Genomic DNA, 26098 nt, shown 5'->3' on the forward strand with positions numbered 1-26098 from the left:
GACATTCTCCTTTTATATAATCAGCAAATTTCCAATCTACCTGAATTATCTTACTCCTCATAATAAACGGAACCTAAATAAGTTAAATTTCCATCCTTAAATTTAACTTTATTGATATTCCCTTCGTATTCGAATTCCTATAATTTAATGACAGAATCATAGGTTTCTGAAAATACTTCCCCATAATGTTCAACAAATTGCAATAAAATTACAGATTCATAAGAAGATCCACTTAAAAGGGTAGTCAACGATGCAGTTGGAACCGCTCTAAAAGAGATTTCTAAAAGATCTTGGTTATAGCTAGTAAAATCCATACCAAAATCGTTCATAAATTCCGATTGAATTCTATCTCCAACTTCATCAAGCTTAATTTCAATATATTCTTTTAGATTATTTTTTGTTTTAAAATTACCTATCCATAACGACATAACACCTGGATTTCCCATGATGTCACTCCCAACTAAACGTAATTAGTAACACTCATCTTTCGAAATATGATTATATCCTTTTATAAATTATTCCCCCAAGGCTATATCTGTTTCCACTGCCTAATAGAGACCGTATTGTTAGATAGGATTATTCGGAAAGTCTTGAAGATACGATACTTATTAATTAAAGCTTTACTATTTTCTTCTGGTACATTGCCTAAGTACTTATTTTTCCAAATAATCATTTGGTCACTAAAACTATAGTCCGTATCGAACCAATTTGTATAATCGTAATGTATCTTAAATTCACCATTATTCTTTAGGGACATTGTAAAAGAGTACCAAAGTTCTTGCTGATTATCCTTAAAAGCATTCCTTAGTTTCTTACTCAATTTATACAAAATATCTTCTTTCTTCTCGAATTCCTCTTCATCGATGTCATATTTACAAGGAATTTGTAAGCTGTAATTATACACTTGCTCACTATCAGGGGTATTATAGAAAAAATAAGTTCCTCCACCAGTTTCTGATATTTGAGCATAAAAATAACACTTAGCCCACTCTTCCGGAATTAAACCATTAACCGTTTCAGCTATCTCTCTATAGAGTCTATTCATTTCTAGTTCCATACTCAATCACCTTCCATTCCTTGAAAAATTTCATTAGTTAGTCTTTGAAACTATCTGGATTATCCATCTTTTATTTCCCTTATATGCTCAAACTTGCTATTCAGGGTTAAAATCCATATTACACCTCAAAAAAAGAAAAGTCAGTAATGTTAAAAGCACTTGCTGTATCATACAAGCAAGTGCTGAAGTATTTGAGTGTTAATTTTTTGGTCATTGGTGAGAAACTAGATTCCACATCCCATATGGATTATAAAATAGGTCATCTTCCTCAAATATTGTACAGCTTTCTTGCCTCAATAAGTATATAGGGGAATCAGAATCCAAGCTAAATGTTTCACCACTAGTAATCTTCGGTCTTTCTATAAGATTATATAAACAAAATACTCTAAACAATGTCTCGACTTCTATACCGGTTATAGTATCTGAAGTTGTAATAACATCTGGGTATCCGAAACTCTGCATACCAGTAGTGTAGAATGTATTGTTTTCACGAGACATTTGAACAAACGCTGTAAATATTCTTGTAATATCTTTGCTCATCGTTATTTCCAACCAATCCGCTTTTGTGCGAGCTCTTCCAGAAGATTCAACATTTACTGCCACTCCACCAGCATGTAATACTGCACTAGCAACCTCCATAATTTTTATAACCTTTTCTAAAGAACCTCCTTCTCCAAAAATATAAACAATACTTTTATGATTTTCCAGACTGATTATGTCTTCTTTATCAAATGATCCATTTCCTGCTATTTCAAAAGCTTCAGCTACATAGGGGTTAAACTCACTTATTTCTACATCAAAGAATTCCCCTGGAGCTTTGAGGCTTCCAATATGATTACCCATATATACATAACCATTACCTTTTCTAGCCATAGCCTCTATAAATTCACTTCTAGTTTCCCAATTTCCAGGTATACCCAAAATGATTTTTGGTAATTCCATTATATTATCTCCCTATTGTTTCAATAATTATTTTTAACTTCTATTATGTCTTAGTATTGTTCCTTTTTCTAACTTAATCTTGCTAAGATGAAATTAACTTTTTCTAAATATAAATCTTGATCCTCTTCTCTTATAGTAACAAGAATGTCATTAATCTTTTTTTTGTTGTTGGGCTATTAACATTTTCTAATGCCTTAATATAAGGTTCCACTAAGTCCTTTGAATTTAAAATTGTCAGATGAATTCTTTCGGCCCAAAACTCTGCATGAGGTAACATTCTTGGTATGCTGATGGCTAATTTATTAAGCCCTTCTTCTAGACCATTATTCTTGGCAATATAAAAAATGGTTTCAATAAGATAATCACCTGCTGATGGTTCCGCGATATCATCTTCAAAAATAGTACACAGTTCAGGGATTATTTCATTCGTTCCATGCTTTGATAATTCATTGAGAATATTTTCAAAAACTTCAATATCATCTCCATCATTTTCAAGAAAACGCATCTTATGTAAAATAGAAATCTCTTCCTTAAAAGTAGCCATTGTGTTTTCCTCCCCTTCCGTCTCTCACAATTACTCAAGCTCATCAAATATCTTCACATCATTATGTTCATACGTTCTATAGTAATTAATATATTCTTCAATCTTCTTTCTAGTTTCTTGGTTATATAAACCATCTTCTTTAAGAATCCGTCTTAAATCATTAATATCGAATGCTAAGGTGTCTCGTGGTTTCAAAGACATATATAAATCGAAGTCCTCTTTCCTTGTTGTTTTACTCAACCCATAAGTAAATGTTCTTCTATGTCTACCACCTTGTCCTGGATGAGGATGTTCTAAGAACATAGCATAACTATCTTTAGTTTTAATACCAGCATATATTTATTGAATGGCATGTGATGCCCCGTTATATTGTCGCCTATTTCATTAGGTAACCATGATTCAACTCATTTGGTAGCAACTCATTACTCGTCTGTGGTATATTTTGTTTTTTATTCTCCACAAAATGTTTATAACGCTCATGAATTTGCTCCTTTATTTTATCATAATGAGAATCCTTATCTCCTTAACATGAGTGGTCGTGCCAGATATGCCTATTACATGATCTGCACCACCTTCTTTTACAACTTCTTTATTCTTTATTCTTAATCCCACTACACGCCCACTCAATCTATTCAAATAACTTTCCTTATCCCCACTAACCTTCCCAACATCAGCCCTGCTCTCAGCTTTCAAGTAGGAACTCATATTGCCAACTCCACCTGCAAACGCTGCATTAGGAGAAGTATTTAGACTACGTCCAAGATCATCCATAAACGCTCTTGAAACATCCGCTCCTTGCTTGCCAATCTGCACGGTGGAGTTCAAGGCTTGTTGGCCAAGTCGGTTGGCTTCTTTCGCCAGACCTGGCACAAATGGTAGGCCGGCGAAAATACTTTGGGTTAGGCTTGCTTGGCGCTGCTGGTCTGTGAGTTCGTTTCCGAACATGTCTTTGCCGGTTACGTATTCGGACAGGCCGTTGGCGGAAAGGAGGCCGTAGATGCCCATTTCGGTTTTTTCTAGGGTGCTGAAGACATTTACGTTTTTGTAGGTGCTCATGGCATTTTCGGCGGCGCTGATTCCTTTTGCGGCTGAATAGATGCCTTTTCCGCCTTTAACTGCTCTGCCTGCCCAGCCGACGACTGGGATAAAGCCGGCTAATACCATACCGCCTGCTGCTAAGCGCTGTGCGGTTGACATCTTTTCGCCTGTGACGGGATCGACGCCTTCGACTGCGCGCTTGTAATCATAATAGCCGGTTAATTTATAGAAATGTTTACTATAACTCTAGCTTCTCATAAAAAAACCTGATTTCCTAAAAGAGAAATCAAGTACTTTATAGTTAAGTATTTTAATAATCATAGTTTAAAAATTTTCTTATTTAGTAAATACTACTCGGAATAAGGGTTATAATCTATTTCAGCCTTACTTAGACCATCCAATACTGTCTCTATCCTATTAGTCAAGTTTGCAATTTCTTCTTGTGTCAGTTCGTTTGTAACATCTAAATCTTTAAACATACTTAATCTCTTTGTTATACCTTCAACATAACCAATAAAGACCTTATTTTTGGATAACAATATTTCACCTACAGCAGTATCAACAATAAAATCTTCTATCTTTCCAAGATTTATATACTCATTAACAGTTCTTGCTATTGCATATTCATGTCCCCTATTTAATTTTAAATAATCATTATATTCTTCATTAATTGCCTCAAATATTTCATGATAATCCCAGTCTTCCACGAAATCACTCCTCTTCCAGCTTTTTTATACTGACCCTCTTGCTCTTTCACTCTATCAATTATACGTGCTTCTGTTACTGAATCTATTTGCTTCCAAGTGCCTCATTCCATGTTTGGCTTTCTGTACAGATTAAGTTTACTTAGAGTCTTTATAAGTATTTACTCGATTTCGTTTAATACTGCTTTTATTTCATTCCCTTCCAAAACAGTCATATATTCATTTGATAAAGCAGGATTGGATGATTTCTGGTTTAATTTTTAGTGTTGATAAGTATATAGAGCATATAACTCGAGGCAAAACTAAACAAGCTGAGTCCAGTAGAATACCGAACTCAGATCTTGGAAACTGCCTAAATATATTGTCTAACTTTTTTGGGTCAGATCACAAAGAAGTGCTTTAAGTTCATATGTTTTTTATGTAGCATAAATTTTGTAGGTCTTAGCTTAATTTTATGTTACCATATATACATCTTTCTATAAAAAACTGCAGTCCAATAGTATCTAACACTTGGGCTACACACTTCATATCCTACATTTTTTTCATATAAATGTTCTTAGTATATTATTTTTGTAACTTTAAACTAGAAATTAACTCATCTAGACTATCCGAAATCACTTCGAACGTACCTCGTTCAAAATCTTCCAATTCAACCTTACCACTTACATTATCTAAAACAACTATCAAACCGTTCCCCTCTATACCTATTGGAGTCTTATCAAGCTTATTATGATTGTTTTTATATCCTTCTAAAACACTTTCGAAGGAATCCAATTCAATATTTGGTAATACAGGTTCTAACTTAATATAATGATTACCAATAAATCCATCTAAATCAGCAAACCAATAAGAATTAAAATAGTCATCAATTGAAGTGTGCAGTTTAATTTCAAATCTTTCCTCAATCGTCGTTAAATCATTCTTATTATCTTTTTCAATAGGTTTCCATGAAATTTCTTCTTCATCATCCATTTCACCTTGATATATAAATGAATCAACTTCTTCGTTATATGGCATTTTAAATAAAAAATCTAACCCTTTATCAAAATATTCTTTTCTTAAATTAAAATATTTGCTCATAGCATCCTTCATTACCAAAATAATCACCCTTACTTTTCTAAGAATTTTTCTAATAGTTCAGCATATTTTTGTATCAATACTTTCGCCATATTAGAGCGCCAGAATCGTGATGTATCCAACACAACAACATAGCTTACTTGTTTATACGCCATATCGGACAATAGTTCTTGTAGTCCATCACTTTCAACTGTTAATCCCTCCTCATCAACAGTCGCTCCGCTTAATCTCTATCTTCATACACACGAAGTAGTTCTAAATTATTTTTGTTACAGTAACGTTCACTCTCTTCTACTTGATTGGCTAAACTATACTCATCATGTGCTTGTAAACTCGTATGTAACCAACTACTTACTTTCCCATCATAAATACCTCCCGTTGATATTGGTCTAATAACTCCATTAAGCCATTTACCAAAAAGTCATTGGGGTCTTTCTTATGGATACTGTACATAGGTTGTTCAATGCTTTTAATGTCACAGTCATATTTCTTCAGCTCTCGTTGTATCAGCACCTTCACAATATCTGAGCGCCATAATCGTCTTGTATTGAGCACTACCACATAATCAATATGGACAAACGAAAGGTGAGCCAACATCTCCTGTAAGCCCCCCTGTCTATTTCAAATACTTCGTCATTCAATTTGGCGCCACTAATTCTTTCATCTCTAAAAATATGAATCAATTTCCAACCTTGTTCCTTACAGTACGCTTTAATTTCGTCTTCTTGATATTTCAAGCTGTATCCATCTCTTGCTTGACCTTTGTTGAGACTCGTAAATACCCTAAAACGTTCAAATACTCACCCTCCCGTTACATAATTTTTATTTTCGTAACGCTTTTTAACGAATAGCGAGTATTATACGACCGTCTCTTGTAAAAATACAACACAATTTTTGTCTGCCCTGTTGCTAAACTAGTTACCTTCTTACGTAACCTACCTTTTATCGCCACGAGCTTTGTCATTCTCGTTAGTTTTTTAGCCATTCCCTGTCATAACTACCCCTGCCATATAAAATGTCATCTCGTCTGGTTATCGTGCTTCTCGCAAAATCCAAATATTAAATCAATACTCCATTATGGTACTACCTTCATGAGCTTTGAATTTCAAACTGGTCTCATTCATGTTGTTCTTACTTCACCAAAAACAAAAGCACCTGTTGCCTAAAAGGCAACCAAGTGCTTTATAGTTTACTTTGCTTCAAATTCCTTCATTCTCTCTAATAAATCAAAATCTAGCTGTTCTTTGTTTTGACTTATATATTTATATTCAAAATACTTAATTCTATCTGTTGGACCAAATTCACTTTCATGCCAATTTGTATAATCAAAATGTACGTTTAATTTACCTGTATCATTCAATATTAATGTCACTGAAAACCAAGATTCTTGGTCATTATCAGTAAAAACTTTTTGGAGTTCAACAGTAAGTTGAAATAATTTATGTAGTTCTTTATTATAAGCCCTCTTATCTACACTATATAATTTTGGAATATAATGTGAAAAAATGTGTTGTTCCTCACCTTTTGGCGTAAAAAAGAAGAAAACTCCTCCTTCTCCTTCCTTAACTTCACCATTAAAATAGAAATTATCCCATTCAGTTGGAATCATATCGTTAACCTGTTGTGCAATTTCTTTATATAACTCGTTTAATTCTGTTTCAAAACTCATCAATATCAGCCTCCTGATTTATTTGCAATCTCGCGAATCACTGGAAATTGGCCTTCAATTTCATATTCGACCATAAAGGAATCTGGTCGCATTGAATTATTAGAATAGATCGGTTCAATACTAACAGAGACTTTCTTGGGTGGTACCTCTTTCAATGCATTGGCCCATTCAGTCTCCATTTCGTACCAAACTCCACCCCTCCTATTAATTTGACTATTTTGTGGTACAAGATTATCAATATCAGGAGGACCATTAAATTGTGCTCCTATTAAATGTCCGCCATCATCATCTGGTAATCTGTCTCTTCCCCCTACATTTGCCTGAGCGTATTTATTTCTATTAGCCTTTTTCAATACAAGTTCGGGAGCATCTACATTTACAATACGTCCCAGTTCATCGGTAGTATATTTGTAGTTATCATTGGTTACGTACTTAGTATTTGGGAGTAGTTGTTTCTTACCATTTTCACCTTTTATTATGTGCTTTCCAAAATCAATTTCTTTAACTTCGTTGACTATATTACCATTACCCGTACCCTATGTTGTAATCTTAAAAGCTAGACAACCATTTATACCCCTATGAAACTCTTTCTTGATTGTTAATTATGGGCAGTTCATAAGCAGTTTTATGCTTCATCATGCCATAAATAATATTCACAAGCCTTCTCATAATACAAACCAACGCTTGTCCTTTTGTCTTGCCTTCTTTAAGTTTACGTTGGTAGTAAGCATGAAAAACCGGGTTCCGTGGTAGCTTACTTCCTTTTGCTACTTGCACTTGCTGAACTGCCAAGTTGTAGAATAACGCGTGTAATGCCCTGTTTCCCTGCTTGCTTTTTCGTTCCTTACCTTTCCCACCAGAGCCAATGTACACAGGCGCTATGCCCGCGAACCGTGCTAATTTGTTGGCATTTGGAAAACGTCTAACGTCACCAATCTCCGCAATTAAAGCGGAAGCTGTTACGAGGTCAATGCCTGGCATGGAGTCTAGTTGAAAGTCTAGTAAGCTCATTAACTCTTTTAATTCGCCTTCCACATAGTTCATTTCCTTCTTTTTAAACGTGATGTCTCGAACGATGCTTCTTACTAGAAAGTCTCGCGTTTCTTGATGTTCTTTTGTTGTGTTCCCATCTTCTATTACTAGCTTCAATATTTCATTCGCTTTTTTCACCGAACAAGTATTATGGCTCACTTCTAATAAGAAGGTGGTCAATTGTTTTATACTCACACCTTCTAAACAAGACGGTGATGGGTATCGTTCCCAAAATGCTAAAGCTGTTTTCCCATCCACCTCGGAGAAAAACTTCTTATAGCTTGGATAATGATGGCTCAATTGAATATGCAGTTGGTTTTTTAAAGCACCTTGAGCTTTCACCAATGCATTTCTTCTAGTGACCAATTGTTGTATCGACCAAAATAAATCATGTGGTTTAGCTTCAGGCAATTGGCTAAGTTGTCTTACCAATATTCTAGCCACACATTCCGCATCCCAGCTATCACTTTTTTGTACGGTCACATGGCTTTTTCGTTCAGCGTACGAAAGTGCTGGGTTAACCTCTTTTACAACTTGTCCATGGTCCGTTAGATATTGTGCCAGCGCTCGACCGTAACCACCCACATCTTCTAAGCCAAATACAGGCGTTAATCCTTCTTCCATCAGTTTATCAATATCTAGTAAAAACGTGGAGAAAGCAGATGGTTTATTTTCTAATGTTAATTCAGTTAACTTCTCCTGCCAACAATTTATGATCACTGCCACATGATGCTGTTTATGCAAGTCTACACCCACATAAATATGTTTCTGCTTTTCATTCATCGTTCATCCTCCTATTCAGTTGTCAATTATTGAATGAAAATGCCGGCAACCTTAGTTCGAGCGTTCACCTATCGGTGCGCATTGGTACGAAAGCCTATCCATTTTCAACCTTACAGAAGAACTTATAAGAAAATGAGTCGCTTTTTTAAGTAACCTTTTAAATTATTGCTTCATGTTTGCCATTTGCTTGTATTTGTCCGTAGGTATAGATCCCTTGATAAAAACTTTCTCGGTCTAATATTCGCTTCACTTGTACTTTCGTAAATGCTTTCCCTTGCGTTGTTTGATACCCTTCTTCATTCAATGCTTCTGCCAACCTAGACAGTGACCATTTCTTATGTAGCTCTTTTAACTCAAATAACCGTTTTACTACTTCTGCATGCTCGTTATGTATCTTTAATTCCTTTTCACCCTTTAGCTTTGTATAGCCAAATGTTGCCCTTCCCCCTGCATATCCACCTTCCTTCGCCTTTTTATTTCTGCCTTTCGTTAGTTTTAGTGCTATCTCAAGCCGTTGGTATTGGTCTAACAATTCCATTAAGCCATTCACCAAAAAGTCGTTAGGGTCTTTCTTATGGATACTGTAAAAGGGTTGTTCAATACTTTTAATGTCACAACCATATTTTTTCAGCTCTCGTTGAATCAGCACCTTCACAATATCTGACCGCCATAATCGGCTTGTGTTGAGCACCACCACATAATCAATTTGGACAGACGAAAGGTGAGCCAACATCTCCTGTAAGCCCACCCTGTCAATTTCTAATGCTTCTTCATTTAGTTTTGCGCCACTAATTCCTTCGTCTCTAAAAATATGAATCAAGTTTAAGCCTTGTTCCTTACAATATGCTTTAATTTCCTCTTCTTGATATTTCAAGCTATATCCATCTCTTGCCTGCCCTTGAGTGGAGACTCGTATATACCCAACAACGTTCAACTTTTCACCCTCCCGTTACATAAATTGTAATTTGTGTAACGCTTTTTAAACGAATAGCGAGTATTATACAACCGTCTCTTGTAAAAACACAACCCAATTTTTGTCTGCCTTGACGCTAAACTAGTTACCTTCTTACGTAACCTACCTTTTATCGCCACGAGCTTTGTCATTCTCGTTAGTTTTTTAGCCATTCCCTGTCATAACTACCCCTGCCATGTAAAATGTCATCTCGCCTAATTATCATACTTTTTTTACTATCCAAGTATTAAACCGATACTCCATGATGGTACAACCTTCATGAGTTATGAATTTCATACAGTCTTTTTAAATTACCTCTCATCTATTAATTATGGAAAAAACCTTGAAGGAACTCACTTCCATTCAAGGTCAACTTTATCGTCCAGAATATTTCGAAAGTTATAATACAATATCTTGATAACCTACTTCTTCTACCATTTCATCTTCGATTTTTATTCCCATCCCATTGTCAATATCCCAGGAAACATCACAAAGTAAACCTAATCTTCTTTTTCCATTCTTTCTTACTCTTCTTACAATTAATTCAACTGGCTTTACTATTCCTTTTAAATCTGAGATAGAATCAATCTTTGGTGCAAATTTATCTGCTTCTGATTCATTACCTAACATCTCTCTATACTCTTCATAGTTCTCAATATAGTAATCGTAGACTTGCTTTTCAGCCTCATGTATTATGTTATTCATTTCTTGATTAAAGTTAATAAATGCTTCTCTTTGCACATTTGAAAAATCAGCGTTTTCATGTGCATCAACACTTAAAAGTATTTCTCTTTCCAAATCAAACATTCTAATGGTTGTTTTTCCTCTCCAAAAATTGTTTTTATATTCAAGCTTTCCAAATAATTCATCATTGATTATAGCCATCCTAATTACTCTCCTAACTTAACTTTTATATTATATTCTCCAACTCCACCCAAATGTTTAAAAACACTATTGATTTTACTTGGCACCAATTGTATTGTTTCCAAGTCGTTAAGTTCATGCCAAGTATATTTATTATCTTCTCGCCAATCAGCTATATCTTCTGCTGTCCATTTTTGTTCTGGTGTACTCCACTTTTTAGCCAATTCTTCATCAGCAGTCGAAAAGTTTGATTTTCTATCATTAGTCATATTTTCTAATTTAATTTCACCTTTGGAAAATGGAGAAAAGTCTGGCATTCCGTTTTTATACTCAACTCCATCAACACCAGCTTCATCAAGGTATTTTTTTATTTCACCGGTCTTATCGGAGATAAATAACGATTCTGCTCGTTCGTTACTCCATTCACCTTTGTTAACAGGGGTAGTTTTTACCCTTTGTTCATAAGTACTGTATTTAGGGTCTACGTCAAAACCTCTTGTAAAGTCTATTTGCCTATAATTATCCGTACCCTTATCCACAACACCACTAGCACGCCCACTCAACATACTCAAATACTCTTCCTTATCCCCACTAACCTTCCCAACATCAGCCCTGCTCTCAGCTTTCAAGTAGGAACTCATATTACCAACCCCACCCGCAAACGCTGCATTAGGAGAAGTATTAAGACTACGTCCAAGATCATCCATAAACGCTCTTGAAACATCCGCTCCTTGCTTGCCAATCTGCACGGTGGAGTTCAAGGCTTGTTGGCCGAGTCGGTTTGCTTCTTTCGCCATACCTGGCACAAATGGTAGGCCTGCGAAGATGCTTTGGGTTAGGCTTGCTTGGCGCTGCTGGTCTGTGAGTTCGTTTCCGAACATGTCTTTGCCGGTTACGTATTCGGACAGGCCGTTGGCGGAAAGGAGACCGTAGATGCCCATTTCGGTTTTTTCTAGGGTGCTGAAGGCTTTTACGTTTTTGTAGGTGCTCATGGCATTTTCGGCGGCGCTGATTCCTTTTGTTGCCGAATAGATGCCTTTGCCGCCTTTGACGGCTCTGCCTGCCCAGCCGACGACTGGAATGAAGCCGGCTAATGCCATACCTCCTGCTGCTAAGCGCTGTGCGGTTGACATCTTTTCGCCTGTGACGGGATCGACGCCTTCGACTGCGCGCTTGTAATCATAATAGCCAGTGAATTCGCCGACGAAGCTTTTGATGCCGCCCCATACTTTTTCGGATGTGGGCTGTTCGGCGATTTCTCTTGCTTGTTGTTCTTCTTTTTTGTATGTAATGTAGCTTAAGGTGGCGGCTTCTGCCTCTCCTTTCAGCTTGTAGATGTCGCTTGCTTGATAGGCATCTGCGTCGAAATGGATGGGGGAGATGCTGCTGCCTTGTTTTGTTGCGCCAAGCAAGGCACTGAACAGCTGAATGGCATAGGCTTCTTCCCCTTCTGAGGTCAGATATTCTTCTTTTAGTTCTTGATCTGTATCTTCGACTGCTTCGATTGTTTTTGTGCGCTTTTTGCTTGCGTCCATCATTAAATCATCGAATTTATCTCGGGAAAAGGCATCTAATGAGACGAGATCATCGATATCCCGAAAGATGTTTTCGAGTGCGCGGCGCTGCTCGGTTATCATTTCATCTGCTTGGCGTTCTTTCTGGACAAGATCTTCTTCCAGAAAGGCTGTCTCTACTCTTGTGTTGCCGTCTAAATCCTTGTCGCTGAGCTTGCCGCCGACGCTTTCAAAAAAGGCGATTTGTCTGTCAAACAGGCGCTGCCATGCTTCGACTACTTCGATTTGGCCTTGGTAAAAGGCTTTGATTGCTTCGGCGCCTCTTCCTTCGAAGTCGTCTAAATCAATGATTTCCTGAAAGGCCTTTCGTAGTGCGGTAAACTGGTCGCGAAGCTTATCATAATGCTTCGCCCTCTGTTCCATTGTATCTTGTAAACTGGAAGCATCTAGTATTTTCACGAAACTCTCCTCTCTTTTTCACAAAGGATTTCGAACATGTAAAGCCTCATTATCCGATATATTACCTAATATCCTTTTATTGTAAAAAAGAAAAAAGCTGTTTTCATATGCCAAAAGGTTCATTTTACACCAGTCGAAATACCCATAATTTACTTTCACTGTTCATACAACTTTCTTAGCACCTATCGTTAACCGCCGATTTTAGCGTCAATCTCTTTTGTGCTGACATTGCCTCCAAACCAGTCTGCTAATTTCTGCTTTGCTTTTTGCTTTGTATCTTCATCTATATACATCGCTACTTGAATCAGTGCAATTCCTAACGCTCCGAGGTCATCTGTAAATCCGATTCCGACTGCCATATCTGGAATTAAATCAATGGGAAGAATGAAATAGCCTAAGGCCCCGATTATCGTGGTTTTCGCTTTAACCGGCACTTCTGGCTTCTTTAATGTGAAATACAAGAGCAGCACTGCATACACGACAGATGCGCCTGCCTTTTTGGCAAACTTCGCGAGCTTTCCCCAGAACTTCTCCTCTGAGAAATGTTTTCCGGCAGCATTCATCGTCACTTGAAGTTCTTCTTGCTTATTCTCCAACCATATCGCCTCCTTGTTATTTATCTACTTCTATCATACTAAAAACAGAGGGAAAATGTATTGCTGTTCGCCTTACTTGGAAAAAATTTCACAAAAAAATAAGCCCCCTTCAGAATTAGGGAGCAGCATTGCCCTACTTTACTTTAATTTTTTGGTTTGGATAAATAAGATGGATATTCTTAATCTGCGGGTTTAGATTTTGGAGATTGGCGAGGGTTATGCCATATTGTTGGGCAATCTTTGAAAGACTGTCTCCTTTTGCAACAGTATGGTATTCTGTTGAGCCACTTGCTTTTGGGTTAATCCATGAGCCTGGCACTCCCTGTTGTTTCGTGACATTAACCATTCCTGCTGATTCATTGAAAATATAGTAGCTTCCAGTCTTTACAATCCCTTTTTTGTGCTTGCCAAGCTTTGCATCTGCTGCTGTTAAATAGGCAGCTGTTTCTGTTTTCACCTCAAAGCTTTTAGTGGCGGAGCTTTTTCCTGTCGAACTCCAGTGCCCTGGTTCTTTGCGAACATCATTTCTGTCTATCAGCACCCCTGCGACTTTAATATTGTTTTCATATTGGTGCATATGAATGAAGTCAGCAATCCTGCCATTCGACCAGGCATATGTCTGCCAGTAATAATCGGCCTTGCCCTTTACTGCAAGCATGACGGCATAGGACCCGTAAATGCCGAGCTTATACGTTTCGAATGTTTTGTTGACTCCATTGAAATAAGCTAGAATGTTTGGCATAGCACTGCTTCTGGCATCAAAGTCAACTGCGAAATAAATCGCTGTTCCCGGTGGCTGGCCGACTGCCTTTGCCGCTTTCACCGCCTCCAGTCCATCAGCCTTGCCTTGTGCCTCTGTAAAATAGGCTGCTCTGTCGGCGCTTTTCTGAAAGATGCTGATCAGCTTTAAGCCGGCCTTGCTGATGGCTTCTGCTTCTGTTTTATCAAATGTCTTCCAGCTGTTCCCAAGATAGCGGGCCGTATAGTCAAATCCTTCTTTCTTTAAGGCACTCGCTGATTTAGTGTTGAGCTTTGTTGCACAATCAAATCCTCTTGCCATCATCATCTCTCCTTTCTTACCTTATATATAGAAGAAAAACAGTTTTTTAGACAGGCAAACTATAAAAAAGCCCAATTGAGGGCTTTTAATTACAAGTTAAGCAGGCGGAATCACCTTTGCGATTAATAAGATAAACAGAATAAGTCCGATTGCTGTATACACAGCAGATGTGATAAGGGAAAGATTCATTCGTAAATAAAACGGCTCTTTTTCGAGCATAATGCCTGTTTGTGCACTTGTCTGGCTGTCGATAAATCTTGTCCATGCTCCGCCGCTGCTGGAAAAGGTAAAAATAATCAGTGTAAACACAAGTCCAGTAAAAAACATTACTTCAATAAAGCGAATTGAAAAAAACGAAGCGACGAGGAAGGTGGCAACTGCCTCCAGCACGAGTGTGAGGATTGGCAGAATCAGTTTTTTGTTCATTTCTTCTCCTCCTATTTACAGATAATGTTTATTTTACCATAAATAGTAGAAAATTTCTGTCATTTCCTATTTCCAGACTTAATGCCTACGAACTTTTTTAACAAATAGGAATAACTGAATAATTTTTCCATTTTTACTAGATATTATTAACACTTCTCCCAAAAACATGCTTTAATAGATTTGTAATCTATTAATTTTCCTAGGGGGAACGTGATGAAAAGCAAAAAACGCATTGGTTCGATCTTTACTTTTTTACTAGCCTTTGTTTTAGTTGTCAGCAATTGGACAGCACTTCCAGCAGCGGCAGCCTCGACTGCAGATGAAGCAGACACTGGAGTTAGCGGGAAGCTAATTGAAGATAGCTTCGCAGACGGAGAGTATGTTAAATGGTTTAAATTCACGCCGACTGCAGAAGACATTAAGAACTTTTCGCACTATGAATTCACATTAGATTCAACAGAGGAAATGAATGTTTCCGTTTACTCTAGTCTTGAAAATGCAAATGCTGAAAACACATTTGATCAGTATCAAGGCTACAGCTTTATCGAATCGCCAGCGGTTATTCATTTTCCGTTAGCATGGATTGGCTCTTACTATGTGAAGGTTGAGTATTATCCATATGAAGAAGAGGTCTTAGAAGAAGAGGTCTCAGAAGAGAAGCTAGCAGAAGAAGAATTACCAGAAGGTGAAGAAACGGAAGAAGCAGAGCCTATCGAAGCTGATACTTCCTTTACACTGAATGTGAAAGGCGAAGTGCTTGAGCCTTCAACAGAAACAGCGGAAGAATGCCCTGTTGAATTGAGCACTAGCGAGCAGAAGGATGGTTTGTCTATCTTGAAGGACTTGCGTGAAATCAGAGATTCGATTTTATCGCAAACAGATGAAGGCAAAAAGCTGTCTTCTTTATACTACAAGGTGGCACCTTTCTTAAGTGCAAAAATCGTTTTTGATGAAGGCATGCGCAGTGATGTGTTAAAGAACTTGCGTCAGCTTAAGCCAATTTACACGGAATTGCTTAAAAACGGCACAAGCTCTACTTACACCTTTACAAGCGCAGACGTGAAAGCAATCAACAGCTTGTACAAATATGCTTATGATGCTGCACCTGAGACATTGAAGGAACAGCTGAAAAAGACGGAAGCAAAAATCAACATCAGCAACTTAGAAGATAAAACACTCTCAACTGTATTTAATAAATTGGGAGCTTCTACAACAGCTATTTCTAACAAGAATACTTCCAACAAGTATATCGTCAAACTGAAATCAGGCAAAAGCCTATCAACTTTCAAGAAAAGCGCACAAGCAGCTCAAAGTGAAACAATCCAAGGTTTAAATAACTCAGATAAAATCGCTGATGATTTATATGTAATCGACCTTGGCAGTGAAGTAAAAGACAACAGCTATTCGACACAGCAAAAGAACAGCATTGTGAACTCTGTCAAAAAATCATCGGCAGTTGAATATGTAGAACAAATTCAAACATATAAAGCATTAGGTAAGACAACAAATGACGTCTCTAATCCATACCAATGGTCTTTATCTAACACTGGCCAAACACAAGGAACAAGCGGTGCAGATATTCAGTTCGGTCCCCTTCATTCCTTGCTGTCAGCAGCTAAGCCCAGTGAAACGGTAATTGCTGTTGTAGATACAGGTGTGGACAGCACACTTGCTGACTTAAGCAGCAATGTATTAGCTTCTGAAGGCTATAACTATATTGGCAACAATAATAATGCCCTTGACGATAACGGTCACGGAACACATGTGAGCGGCATTATCGCAGCAGGTATGGATAACGGCTATTCGATTTCTGGTGTTCATGCTAATGCGAAGATTCTTCCTGTAAAAGTTCTGGACGCAAGCGGCTCAGGTGATACAGAACAAATTGCTAAAGGAATTAAATATGCTGTTGATAAAGGTGCTAAAGTCATTAACATGAGCCTTGGCGGACCTTACAGCAGAACATTGGAATATATGATGCAGTATGCGTACAACCATAATGTAACTATCGTTGCTGCGACAGGAAATGACGGTATGGAAGAAGTCGGCTATCCTGCATCAAGCAAGTATGCTACATCTGTCGGCGCTACTAATGACATGGATATTGTTTCCGATTATTCCAACTATGGTATCGGCACTGATTTAGTCGCACCAGGCACTAATATCCCAAGCCTAGTGCCAAACGGTAATGTTACTTACTACAGCGGTACATCAATGGCAACACCGCATGTTGCCGCAGCTGCAGGATTGCTTCTGTCATTAAACAGCAGCTTGAAGCCTGTGCAAGTCGAAAAAATCCTGACAGAAACAGCAAAAAACATTGCTTTTGAAGAGCAGGACAACCCGTACAAGTTTGAAGATATAGTAGAAGTAATCACAGAGGACGGCGAAATTATTTACGAAGAAGGAGACAGCCTCCCACCAGGCTATGATTATGTTTCCGGCTGGGGCAGACTCGATGTTTACGGGGCATACAGCACAGCATTGCTGAAAGCAACTGTCGCTGATGTTTACAACAGCAGCTATGCTCTTAAAGGCACAGCTGAAAGCGGCACTGCTGTTAGTGTAAAAATCGGCAAGGACGTGAAAAAAGCAACAGCAGACAAAAATGGCAATTACGCTATCGAAATTCCGCTGCAAAAAACAGACAGCATTTTGGAAGTAACATTTGAAAAGACAGTAAATGGAACACCAGCAAAAGCAACGATCCGCACAGCTGTCCTTGAAGACACAACAGCACCTAATGCACCGAAAGTTAATAAAGTTGGTGACAATGATAAGAAGGTGACAGGAACAGCAGAGGAATTCGCAGCGATTACCGTTAAAGCTGGTAAAAAATCAATCGGCACAGGCAAAGCGGACAGCAAAGGTAAGTTCTCTATTAAGATTGCTAAACAAAAAATGGGCACGAAGCTAAGTATTACAGCAACAGACGGTGCGAAGCTGACAAGCAAAGCTGCGACTATCACTGTTGGCGACAGCACACCGCCAGCTGCTCCTTCTGTGACTGGCACAATCAGTGACAAGAGCACAAAAATTGAAGGCAAAGCAGAAGCAAATGCTTCCATTGAAATTAAAGATGGCAAAAAAGCTGTTGCCAGCGGGAAAGCGAACAGCAAAGGTGCTTACGCTATCACCATTAAAAAACAAAAGGCTGGCACGAAGCTGAGCATTACAGCAAAAGATAAAGCTGGCAATGTCAGCAAAGCTAAAACCATTACGGTAGCTGATAAAACAGCACCTGGCGCACCTTCCGTCAGCGGCACAGTCGGCGATAACAGCACAAAAATAACTGGTAAAGCAGAAGCAAATGCTTCTATCACCATTAAAGACGGCAAAAAGACAGTTGCGAGTGGAAAAGCTGACAGCAAAGGCGCTTATTCTATCGCCATCAAAAAGCAAAAGGCCGGCACGAAGCTGAGCATCACAGCGAAGGATAAAGCTGGCAATGTCAGCAAAGCCAAAACGATCACGGTTGCTGATAAAACAGCGCCAAAGGCTCCAAAGGTTAACAATGTCACAACTGCTACAACACAGGTAAAAGGCAGCACAGAAGCTAATGCAACTGTTACTATCACAGTAAATAAAAAAGCTATTGCCAGTGGGAAAGCAGATAAAAAAGGCAACTACTCGATTAAAATTAAAAAGCAAAAAGAAAAAACAGTGCTTGCTGTAACAGCAAAAGACAAAGCTGGGAACACTAGCAAAGTGACAGAAAAAACAGTCACAAAAGCGAAATAATCGACAAGACAGACGGAGGCTAATCTTCCGTCTGTCTTTTTTTGTTGTAAAAAAAGACGAAGATGCGACTCCCTCGTCTTTTATTTAATAATAAAAACATTAATAAGACCCGCCACCAAAACAACTACAAAAATAAACCAGCTTGAATCAGTGAAATCCTTCTTTTCATTTTGCTTTGTATCCTTACTCATTTCCCTCCACCTTTCTACTGTAATTATTATACAGTAAAATTATGGAATAATAGCGTTATAGAACAAAAAAGAACAGGACATCCATTATGCCCTGTTCTTAGCTCTAATTAAAGAATTTTGATTTCTGCATTATCATGCTTTTTCATCAATTGCTTCATATAATCAATCAGCTCTTGCTTCATTTCGTCCTGTTGCAGAGCAAATTCCAATGTTGTCTTCACAAAGCCAAGCTTCTCACCAACATCATAGCGGCTGCCTGCAAAGTCGTAAGCAAATACTCGTTGAATTTGGTTCAGCTCTTGGATAGCGTCTGTCAGCTGAATTTCACCGCCAGCTCCTGTTTGCTGCTTTTCTAAGAACATGAAAATTTCTGGTGTCAGCACGTATCTGCCCATAATAGCCAGGTTAGATGGTGCTGTTCCGCGCTTCGGCTTTTCAATAAAGTTCTTTACTTGATAGCGTCTGCCTTCTTGCTCGATAGGGTCAACAATGCCGTAACGGTCTGTTTCACTGTCTGGAACAGTCTGTACGCCGATGACAGGTGAAAGTGTTTCTTCATACTGGTCAATCAGCTGCTTCAAGCAAGGTGTGTCACTTTGAACGATATCATCACCAAGCAGGACAGCAAATGGCTCGTTGCCGATAAAGCTTTTCGCACACCAAACAGCATGGCCAAGTCCTTTCGGCTCTTTTTGACGAATATAGTGGATATCAGCAAGATTGGAGGAGTATTGAACTTTCTCCAAAAGATCAAACTTCTTCTTCTCAAGCAAATTTTGCTCCAGCTCATGAGCATAGTCGAAATGATCTTCAATTGCTCTTTTGCCTTTTCCTGTTACGATGATGATGTCTTCAATGCCAGAAGCGATTGCTTCTTCAACGATATACTGAATTGTCGGTTTATCAACAATTGGCAGCATTTCCTTTGGCATTGCTTTTGTTGCTGGCAGGAATCTTGTTCCTAATCCTGCTGCTGGAATGATCGCTTTTTTTACTTGTTTCATTTTAACCTCTCCAATCTTCTCTCTCTATCTAAAAAATAATAATATGTACACTTTAATTTTTACTTAACAAAATGTTCTTAATAACGTACAATTATAGTAACACTTTTCCTTAGTATTGCAAAGGTTTTTTAGCACTATTTTATAATTTTTAAAAATAATGGAAAATAATGTGACATATTGCTTGCATTTGTCATTTTAACATATCTATAAGAGTCTGTGATGTTATTGTCTTTTCCATTTTGTTATAATGGTTATTATTAAATGGAATTTAACTTTCGAGGAGGGGAATAACATCCAATCAAATCAGTATCCTGACATGTTTAGAGACAGCTTTATCAGAGAAGCAGTGGAAAGAGTTGGAACCGGTATTGTCATCACAGACCCAAGCTTACTGGATAACCCCATCATTTATGTAAATAGAGGATTCGAACGGTTGACAGGGTATGCGGCAATAGACATTCTCGGCAAAAACTGCCGGTTCTTACAAGGAAATGATAAAAAGCAAGGATCAGTAACAGCATTGCGGGATGCGATCAGAAATGAAGAACATATTGTTGTTCAGCTGCGTAACTATCGCAAAAACGGTGAAATGTTCTGGAATGAGCTTGAGCTTTCTCCCATTCGCATTGGAGACGACAGTAAGCTCTTTTTTGTTGGCATTCAAAAAGATATTACTGACAGAAAAGAATCAGAGCAGCTTATCAACCAATATTTGGAGCAAATAGCGAGTCTTTCTACTCCTATTATTTCCATTAACGAAAAAACATCTATTTTACCGCTTATTGGCGATTTAACAATGGATCGGTTTGAACAGCTTGTTCAGGATATATCAACATATGTCGGCAATTCTAAGGAAGATTATTTCATTATCGACTTGCAAGGTTTATTGAAATATGATGAAGTTGTACATAATGGTCTCAAAATGATCAATGATATTCTTGGCTTAATGGGCACAGAGCTGATTATCAGCGGTGTGCAGGTTAAGATGGCACAGGATACGATTACTTATACGAACGGCAATGACTTGAATATTCGTTTCTTCCAATCATGTAAACAGGCGCTTCTTGCCTTGAAATAACAGCCCGGAGTTTCGGGCTTTTTTTTATGGGCTATGTATAACGGCTTCAGAAGATTGCAAACTAAGAAAAAGGAGTTGAGTGAACATGCAATTCTTGTTTTCATTAATAGAAATGCTTTTTTCTGGAGGCTTGCTGAAGCGAAATCTAGATTGGCACAGAAGGTTAGTAGCTATCTCCTTCCCTATTTTCTTTATCGCTTTGCTGCTTCAGGCAGAATATATTGTTTTTCGAACAAAAAGACATAGTTGACATATTTTTTTAACATACCTTTTACAGTATGTCCGTATTCTGTTCATATTTGTCCATTATGATAAAGATAGCGTGGATAGCATGAGTGGCTATCAATGGCATAAGGCGTAGGTGGGGCCTGTGCTACTTAACTTTTACATTTAAGTTTCTTCTACATAAACAGCCATGCTAAAAATTTAGCATGGCTGTTATCCATTATGCTTTTACGAGGCGGATGACGTTCCATGACAGCTTCGGCAGCATCGCAGCCAGCTGTCCTCCGCTTATGGCAGCATCTCCATTAGTATGTGGTTTCACTGCTTCAGCTGTAGCAGAATTCGTTTGTTTAATATCGTCATTCTCTAACACAATATGCTCGATAACTTTATAGCCTTCAAAGCTGCGCAGATCGCATTCAAGCAGCAAGCCTTCTTGAAGATCTCTGTTGACAGCAAAGATTGTCAGTTCTTCGTTTTCCTCATTATATACTGCTGTTGATTCTAATGTTGGCACATCGGTGAAGTCCTTGCTGTCATATTTAGGGCTGGAGATAACTGGATTTAAGGCAACACCTCTGCCGTAAACGGACGCATGCATATATGGATAGAAAATTGTCTGCTTCCACGCAGGCCCATTCTCTTCTGTCATGATTGGCGCAATGACATTCACAAGCTGTGCAAGGCAGGCTATCTTTACTCTGTCGGCATGCTTTAGCATCGTAATCAGCATACAGCCGACAAGCAGCGCATCCTCAAAATTATAAATATCCTCAAGCTGCGGCGGTGCGACTGTCCACGGTTCAATCAGCTTATCTGCTTCTCTAGAGTGATACCATACATTCCACTCATCAAAGGACAGATGGATTTTCTTTTTGCTCCGTTTTTTTGCTTTAATATAATCTGCAATCGAGATGACAGATGAAATAAAATCATCCATTTCCAGAGACAGAGCCAAGTAGTTGCTGATGTCATTATCATGGTTGCCATAGTACTGGTGTAGGGAAATATATTCGACATGGTCATACGTATGATCCAAAACCGTTGCTTCCCATTCTGCAAATGTCGGCATGTTTCGGTTTGAGCTGCCGCAGGCGACAAGCTCAATATTCGGGTCTACCCATTTCATGACCTTTGCCGCTTCTTGAGCAATGCGCCCATATTCTGCCGCTGTTTTATGCCCGATTTGCCATGGACCGTCCATTTCATTGCCAAGACACCATGTTTTAATTTTATGAGGCTCTCGATAGCCGTGGCTTATGCGCAAATCACTATAGTACGAGCCGCTGTCATGATTGCAGTACTCGACAAGGTTTCTGGCTGCATCTATCCCTCTTGTGCCAAGATTGACGGCCATATTCACCTCCGCATTAACCTGCTTCGCCCACTCCATGAACTCATTTGTGCCGACGACATTCGGTTCTGTTGTACGCCATGCAAGCTCAAGGCGGCTTGGTCTGCTTTCAACAGGCCCGACACCGTCCTCCCAATTGTAGCCTGATACGAAGTTGCCGCCAGGATAGCGGATTAGCGGCACTTGCAGCTCTTTTATTAATCCTGTTACGTCTTTGCGGAACCCCTTTTCATCTGCTTCAGGATGACCTGGCTCAAATATCCCCCCATAAACGGCTCTGCCAAGATGCTCAATAAAGGAGCCATATATTCGGTTATCGACTTCAGCTATTTTAAAATCTTTTTCTAAAATCATCTTCGCTTTTTTGTACATATATCTTTCTTCCCTTCACATTTTTTTAAGTTAACCCTTCACACCGCCGGCAGTCATCCCTTCAATAAAGTAGCGCTGGAAGAAAATATACAGAATCAGCACTGGGAATATCGCCATCACAGACCCGGCAATCAGCACATCATAGTTATTGCCGTATGGTGTTAGCAATGTAGATAAGCCGATCGGCAATGTTAAATTTTCGCTTGATCGTAAAACAATCAACGGCCAGAGGAAGTTGTTCCAGCTTCCTAATGCCTGCAGGATTGCCATCGAGGAAAAGGCTGGTGTCATTAACGGCATCATCACCCGGAAGTAAATGCCGATTTCGGTGCAGCCATCGACCCTTGCTGCATCAAGCAAATCACGAGGCAGCCCACTCGCATACTGGCGGAAGAAGAAAATTGGAATCGGTGCAACCACAAACGGCAGAAAGGCGCCGACTAATGTGTCCATTAAGCCAAGGCTCATCGTGAGCTTATATAATGGAAGCATAATGATTTCAACAGGAATCATCATCACAATTAAAACGAGTCCAAACACAAGGTTCTTAAACTTGAAGTCATAGACAGCAAGACCGTAGCCGACCATGCTTGTTAAAAGCAGGCAGGATAGTGTGGATGCAATGGTGATGATTATGCTGTTTTTATACCAAATGAAATAGTCTGTTTCCCCGTTGAACAAATAAGAATAGTTATCGAATGATAACAGGTCTGCCTGCAGCTTTAAATTGAGCCCGTATCTCATAATTTCTGTTGACGGCTTCAAGGAGCCGAGTGTAATCGCAAACAGCGGAAATAAGGCGAAAATACCGATTGCCACAAAGAGCAGGATCAATAGGATGGACGACAGCTTCAGCTTTTTCTTCGTTTTCATCCTTGTTCCTCCTTTTTGAACATTCCAAAGAATTTAAGCTGAATTAACGTAATAATCAGCGTAATCACAAGCAAAGCGATGCCGACTGCAGAACCGAAGCCGAGATTATTTTGCTCGATGCCTTTTTGGTATAAATAGCCGACAATTGTCAGCCCGATATTATTAGGCGACCTGTTGCTTCCATAAAGCATATAGCTTTCAGCAAACATCGAGAAACCGCCGTAAATACTGATGGTAAACACATAAATACTGATTGGCTTTAACAGCGGTAAGGTAATATGCCAGAATTTCCGTGATGTTGAAGCACCGTCCACCTCTGCCGACTCATACAACTCCCGCGGGATATTTTGCAGTCCTGCCAGGAAATAAAGGATATTGATGCCCATCCATTTCCATGTTGCCAGCACAACAAGAACAAACATGCTTGTGCCCCCATGGTTCAGCCATGCTTTCGGCTCCATCCCAAAGTTAATCAAAATAGAGTTCAGCAATGCACCCTCTTGTCCGCCAAAGATTAAGCGGAAGATCATCCCTGCAACAACGACAGATGTGAGTGCTGGAATGAACGTAACAGACCGAAAGAAGTTCTTCGCAAACATCAGCTTCGAATTAAGGAACACAGCAAGAATCAGCGGCACTGGGATTAAGATAATTAATGTCAAAATTGTATAAACAGTGCTGTTGCGGATGGCTGTCAGAAAGGTTGGATTCCATAATTCCTTATAGTTGTCTAAGCCGATAAAGGTCGTCTGCCCTGGCAGCACTTCCTGAAAGCTCATGATAATCGTCGTGACAACGGGATACGCAAAAAAGATGAAAAAAGACAGAATGAAAGGAAAGATGAAAAAGTAAGGTGCTGCATTTTGAGAATAAAGGAGACTTCTTTTCTTCTGTTTCCTCCCGCCCTGTCTGCTGCTTGCTTCCATGTAAAGATCCCCCCTTTAGAATCAGGAGGCAAAGGCAAAGCCTCCTGAAGATGATTTATTTAATCTGGTTTGCTGCTTCCTCCAGCGCTTGCTTCGGATCTTTCATTTCGACTAATGACTGGAATAAAATCGTTGTCTTAACAGCATTTGAGACGTCTGGTGTTCTTTCGCCAATATTGACACCTTCAATTTCATTCTTCACTTCCAGCAATGTGCCGAAAATATTGGGACCGAAGTATTCTGTGAATTTATTCTCTTCATTGACTTCCGGCAAATCCCATACATCAGAACGAATCGGGTCAAAGCCAAGCTGCTTCCAGATTTCGATATTGCCTTCCTTCGACAGCTTTGCATAAGCAAGGAATTTCTTCGCTACATCTGGATCTTTAGACTGGTTTGTCACAACAGTGCCTGTACCGCCCATCCCTGCTGAACGCGGTGCTCCTTCAGACCAAGCAGGCATTGGCTTGATGACGATTTTCCCTTTCAAATCAGGCATATAATCAGTGAATCTGCCCATATACCACATCGGCATCCACACAGAGGCTGCTCCGCCATTATTCATGAAGCCGTAATATTCCTCAGAATGATGGTCATTTCCTGGAGATGGAATCGCAATTCCTTCTTTAACAAGATCCTGTTCATATTGAAGCACCTCCACAATGCGCGGATCTGTCAGGTTAACCTCGCCATTCTCCTTCAAAAGATCGTCTTTTCCTTCAAGCTGAGCAACCTGCGGCCAGAACGACCATTGATCTTCAATATCAAGTGTCGTCATCGGAATGCCAGTTTTCTCAAGGACTGTTTTGCCAGCTTCCTTGTAATCAGCCCATGTTTTTATGTCATCTGGATTGACTCCGGCTTTATCCAAAATTTCTTTATTGTAATAAATAACGGCAGCGCCGACATGAAAGTCAATTCCATATGTCTTGCCGTCTTTGGCGTAAATATCAAGACGTGATTGCACGATATTTTCTCTTTCTGGGTCAATTACATCATCTAAAGGCAGGATTTGCGGTTCACCTTTCAGGAAGTTGCCGAATTTAGAGATTTCCACATCAGAAATATCCGGGGCACCTTTCCCTGACTGCAAGGCAACAAGCAGCTTGTTATGCAAATCCTCATATGGGTATGTAGTGGCCTTGATGCTGATTTGATCATCAGGATTTTCTTCATTCCACTTTTCCGCCATATGCTCATAATATTGTTCATGAAGCTCGTTGAAGGTCCACAATTCAATCTTTGTTCCCTTTCCACTGTTCGAATAGCCTTTATCCGAACTGCCCTTATTACAGCCTGCTAAAAACATGGAGCTTACTAGAATGATAGCCAGCATTCCTAAAAGACCCTTTTTCATCCTTTTTCCTCCTCTTAGCTTGTTAGGAAAACAGTTTATTTTAAAAGAACATAAAATGTTTTACACATTTACATAGTATTAAGCCATCCCTTTAAAAATGTATGCGTTTTCATAATTAAGAAGATGGTCTAGGAAAACGCTGTCATAAAGTGAAAATAGTCGGTAATCACTTGGAATATTTTAAGGGAAATTCCCTTTACTCCCTTACAAATTGACATATTCTTTCCTTATGCAAAGGAAAATAGGAGGATTTTTCCGTT

Annotated in this window: 23 protein-coding genes and 4 pseudogenes; 3 read left to right on the top strand and 24 right to left on the bottom strand. The window is 39.0% G+C overall.

Going from position 1 to position 26098, the window contains the following annotated elements:
- Nucleotides 1-137 precede the first annotated feature (137 nt).
- The 19 genes and pseudogenes from MKX82_RS18160 to MKX82_RS18250 all read right to left on the bottom strand — a co-directional run bounded on the left by MKX82_RS18160 (nt 138) and on the right by MKX82_RS18250 (nt 14717).
- Entirely contained in the window at nt 138-446 is a 309-nt protein-coding gene (locus MKX82_RS18160) for an immunity 22 family protein (RefSeq protein ID WP_341078970.1), read from the bottom strand.
- 120 nt (nt 447-566) lie between these two features.
- Nucleotides 567-1057, bottom strand: a pseudogene (locus MKX82_RS18165) (immunity protein YezG family protein).
- Between the two features lie 210 nt (nt 1058-1267).
- A complete protein-coding gene (locus MKX82_RS18170; protein ID WP_341078973.1) occupies nt 1268-1999 on the bottom strand; it encodes a DUF4261 domain-containing protein in 732 nt (243 codons plus the stop codon).
- Nucleotides 2000-2129: 130 nt separating this feature from the next.
- Entirely contained in the window at nt 2130-2543 is a 414-nt protein-coding gene (locus MKX82_RS18175; RefSeq protein WP_341078974.1) for an Imm30 family immunity protein, read from the bottom strand.
- Nucleotides 2544-2573: 30 nt separating this feature from the next.
- Complete coding sequence (locus tag MKX82_RS18180; protein ID WP_341078977.1) at nt 2574-2738, bottom strand: hypothetical protein; 165 nt, start codon at nt 2736-2738, stop codon at nt 2574-2576.
- Nucleotides 2739-3035: 297 nt separating this feature from the next.
- Nucleotides 3036-3743 (bottom strand): annotated as a pseudogene (locus MKX82_RS18185) (hypothetical protein); the annotation flags it as partial.
- Between the two features lie 188 nt (nt 3744-3931).
- On the bottom strand, nt 3932-4288 hold the full coding sequence (locus MKX82_RS18190) for an Imm3 family immunity protein (RefSeq protein ID WP_341078979.1): 357 nt from the start codon (nt 4286-4288) through the stop codon (nt 3932-3934).
- Nucleotides 4289-4849: 561 nt separating this feature from the next.
- Nucleotides 4850-5365 carry a SecY-interacting protein Syd gene (locus tag MKX82_RS18195; protein ID WP_251648139.1) on the bottom strand — a complete coding sequence of 172 codons (516 nt, stop codon included), beginning with the start codon at nt 5363-5365 and terminating at the stop codon, nt 4850-4852.
- A gap of 65 nt (nt 5366-5430) precedes the next feature.
- A pseudogene (locus tag MKX82_RS18200) lies at nt 5431-5701 on the bottom strand (recombinase family protein); the annotation flags it as partial.
- A gap of 36 nt (nt 5702-5737) precedes the next feature.
- Nucleotides 5738-6158: pseudogene (locus tag MKX82_RS18205) on the bottom strand (recombinase family protein); the annotation flags it as partial.
- A gap of 393 nt (nt 6159-6551) precedes the next feature.
- Entirely contained in the window at nt 6552-7031 is a 480-nt protein-coding gene (locus tag MKX82_RS18210; protein WP_341078981.1) for an immunity protein YezG family protein, read from the bottom strand.
- Between the two features lie 5 nt (nt 7032-7036).
- On the bottom strand, nt 7037-7549 hold the full coding sequence (locus MKX82_RS18215; RefSeq protein WP_341079580.1) for a DNA/RNA non-specific endonuclease: 513 nt from the start codon (nt 7547-7549) through the stop codon (nt 7037-7039).
- A gap of 58 nt (nt 7550-7607) precedes the next feature.
- Nucleotides 7608-8846 carry an IS110 family transposase gene (locus MKX82_RS18220; RefSeq protein ID WP_341078982.1) on the bottom strand — a complete coding sequence of 413 codons (1239 nt, stop codon included), beginning with the start codon at nt 8844-8846 and terminating at the stop codon, nt 7608-7610.
- Nucleotides 8847-9003: 157 nt separating this feature from the next.
- Nucleotides 9004-9780, bottom strand: a complete 777-nt coding sequence (locus MKX82_RS18225) for a recombinase family protein (RefSeq protein WP_034767640.1) — start codon at nt 9778-9780, stop codon at nt 9004-9006.
- A 417-nt stretch (nt 9781-10197) separates the two neighbouring features.
- Nucleotides 10198-10683 carry a DUF6985 domain-containing protein gene (locus MKX82_RS18230; protein WP_034767638.1) on the bottom strand — a complete coding sequence of 162 codons (486 nt, stop codon included), beginning with the start codon at nt 10681-10683 and terminating at the stop codon, nt 10198-10200.
- 5 nt (nt 10684-10688) lie between these two features.
- Nucleotides 10689-12635 carry a T7SS effector LXG polymorphic toxin gene (locus MKX82_RS18235; RefSeq protein WP_341078985.1) on the bottom strand — a complete coding sequence of 649 codons (1947 nt, stop codon included), beginning with the start codon at nt 12633-12635 and terminating at the stop codon, nt 10689-10691.
- 188 nt (nt 12636-12823) lie between these two features.
- On the bottom strand, nt 12824-13198 hold the full coding sequence (locus MKX82_RS18240; RefSeq protein ID WP_251646632.1) for a YkvA family protein: 375 nt from the start codon (nt 13196-13198) through the stop codon (nt 12824-12826).
- 166 nt (nt 13199-13364) lie between these two features.
- The gene (locus MKX82_RS18245; protein ID WP_341078987.1) at nt 13365-14297 is read right to left on the bottom strand and encodes a glycoside hydrolase domain-containing protein; all 933 of its coding nucleotides are present in this window, start codon (nt 14295-14297) and stop codon (nt 13365-13367) included.
- Nucleotides 14298-14387: 90 nt separating this feature from the next.
- A complete protein-coding gene (locus MKX82_RS18250; RefSeq protein WP_233315820.1) occupies nt 14388-14717 on the bottom strand; it encodes a hypothetical protein in 330 nt (109 codons plus the stop codon).
- A 213-nt stretch (nt 14718-14930) separates the two neighbouring features.
- Between MKX82_RS18250 and MKX82_RS18255 the strand changes: the two genes are divergently transcribed.
- A complete protein-coding gene (locus MKX82_RS18255; RefSeq protein WP_341078989.1) occupies nt 14931-18458 on the top strand; it encodes an Ig-like domain-containing protein in 3528 nt (1175 codons plus the stop codon).
- A 298-nt stretch (nt 18459-18756) separates the two neighbouring features.
- Here the strand turns inward: MKX82_RS18255 and galU are convergent, their stop codons facing one another.
- The gene (gene galU, locus MKX82_RS18260) at nt 18757-19653 is read right to left on the bottom strand and encodes a UTP--glucose-1-phosphate uridylyltransferase GalU (RefSeq protein WP_233315822.1); all 897 of its coding nucleotides are present in this window, start codon (nt 19651-19653) and stop codon (nt 18757-18759) included.
- Between the two features lie 247 nt (nt 19654-19900).
- Between galU and MKX82_RS18265 the strand changes: the two genes are divergently transcribed.
- Nucleotides 19901-20731 (top strand): PAS domain S-box protein, encoded by an 831-nt coding sequence (locus MKX82_RS18265; protein WP_341078992.1) that lies wholly within the window; start codon nt 19901-19903, stop codon nt 20729-20731.
- An 85-nt stretch (nt 20732-20816) separates the two neighbouring features.
- On the top strand, nt 20817-20981 hold the full coding sequence (locus MKX82_RS18270) for a hypothetical protein (RefSeq protein WP_233315824.1): 165 nt from the start codon (nt 20817-20819) through the stop codon (nt 20979-20981).
- Between the two features lie 195 nt (nt 20982-21176).
- On the opposite strand, the gene arfA is transcribed toward MKX82_RS18270, so the two are convergent.
- The 4 genes from arfA to MKX82_RS18290 are packed head-to-tail and all read right to left on the bottom strand — an operon-like array spanning nt 21177 to nt 25838.
- Nucleotides 21177-22682 carry an arabinosylfuranosidase ArfA gene (gene arfA, locus MKX82_RS18275; RefSeq protein WP_233315825.1) on the bottom strand — a complete coding sequence of 502 codons (1506 nt, stop codon included), beginning with the start codon at nt 22680-22682 and terminating at the stop codon, nt 21177-21179.
- Between the two features lie 30 nt (nt 22683-22712).
- A complete protein-coding gene (locus MKX82_RS18280; RefSeq protein WP_233315826.1) occupies nt 22713-23555 on the bottom strand; it encodes a carbohydrate ABC transporter permease in 843 nt (280 codons plus the stop codon).
- Entirely contained in the window at nt 23552-24481 is a 930-nt protein-coding gene (locus MKX82_RS18285) for a carbohydrate ABC transporter permease (protein WP_233315827.1), read from the bottom strand. Before MKX82_RS18285 ends, MKX82_RS18280 begins: the two co-directional genes overlap by 4 nt.
- A 55-nt stretch (nt 24482-24536) precedes the next feature.
- A complete protein-coding gene (locus MKX82_RS18290; RefSeq protein WP_341078996.1) occupies nt 24537-25838 on the bottom strand; it encodes an ABC transporter substrate-binding protein in 1302 nt (433 codons plus the stop codon).
- Nucleotides 25839-26098 lie beyond the last annotated feature (260 nt).

It is taken from the genome of Niallia sp. FSL R7-0271 (assembly GCF_038005785.1).
Taxonomy (GTDB): Bacteria; Bacillota; Bacilli; order Bacillales; family Cytobacillaceae; genus Niallia.

Bases quoted from the DNA above. Each gene is read 5' to 3' on its own strand.
- MKX82_RS18160 (WP_341078970.1), bottom strand. From the start codon at position 446: ATGGGAAATCCAGGTGTTATGTCGTTATGGATAGGTAATTTTAAAACA.
- MKX82_RS18170 (WP_341078973.1), bottom strand. From the start codon at position 1,999: ATGGAATTACCAAAAATCATTTTGGGTATACCTGGAAATTGGGAAACT.
- MKX82_RS18175 (WP_341078974.1), bottom strand. From the start codon at position 2,543: ATGGCTACTTTTAAGGAAGAGATTTCTATTTTACATAAGATGCGTTTT.
- MKX82_RS18195 (WP_251648139.1), bottom strand. From the start codon at position 5,365: ATGAGCAAATATTTTAATTTAAGAAAAGAATATTTTGATAAAGGGTTA.
- MKX82_RS18210 (WP_341078981.1), bottom strand. From the start codon at position 7,031: ATGAGTTTTGAAACAGAATTAAACGAGTTATATAAAGAAATTGCACAA.
- MKX82_RS18220 (WP_341078982.1), bottom strand. From the start codon at position 8,846: ATGAATGAAAAGCAGAAACATATTTATGTGGGTGTAGACTTGCATAAA.
- MKX82_RS18230 (WP_034767638.1), bottom strand. From the start codon at position 10,683: ATGGCTATAATCAATGATGAATTATTTGGAAAGCTTGAATATAAAAAC.
- MKX82_RS18240 (WP_251646632.1), bottom strand. From the start codon at position 13,198: ATGAATGCTGCCGGAAAACATTTCTCAGAGGAGAAGTTCTGGGGAAAG.
- MKX82_RS18245 (WP_341078987.1), bottom strand. From the start codon at position 14,297: ATGATGATGGCAAGAGGATTTGATTGTGCAACAAAGCTCAACACTAAA.
- MKX82_RS18250 (WP_233315820.1), bottom strand. From the start codon at position 14,717: ATGAACAAAAAACTGATTCTGCCAATCCTCACACTCGTGCTGGAGGCA.
- MKX82_RS18255 (WP_341078989.1), top strand. From the start codon at position 14,931: ATGAAAAGCAAAAAACGCATTGGTTCGATCTTTACTTTTTTACTAGCC.
- galU (WP_233315822.1), bottom strand. From the start codon at position 19,653: ATGAAACAAGTAAAAAAAGCGATCATTCCAGCAGCAGGATTAGGAACA.
- MKX82_RS18265 (WP_341078992.1), top strand. From the start codon at position 19,901: ATGGTTATTATTAAATGGAATTTAACTTTCGAGGAGGGGAATAACATC.
- MKX82_RS18270 (WP_233315824.1), top strand. From the start codon at position 20,817: ATGCAATTCTTGTTTTCATTAATAGAAATGCTTTTTTCTGGAGGCTTG.
- arfA (WP_233315825.1), bottom strand. From the start codon at position 22,682: ATGTACAAAAAAGCGAAGATGATTTTAGAAAAAGATTTTAAAATAGCT.
- MKX82_RS18280 (WP_233315826.1), bottom strand. From the start codon at position 23,555: ATGAAAACGAAGAAAAAGCTGAAGCTGTCGTCCATCCTATTGATCCTG.
- MKX82_RS18285 (WP_233315827.1), bottom strand. From the start codon at position 24,481: ATGGAAGCAAGCAGCAGACAGGGCGGGAGGAAACAGAAGAAAAGAAGT.
- MKX82_RS18290 (WP_341078996.1), bottom strand. From the start codon at position 25,838: ATGAAAAAGGGTCTTTTAGGAATGCTGGCTATCATTCTAGTAAGCTCC.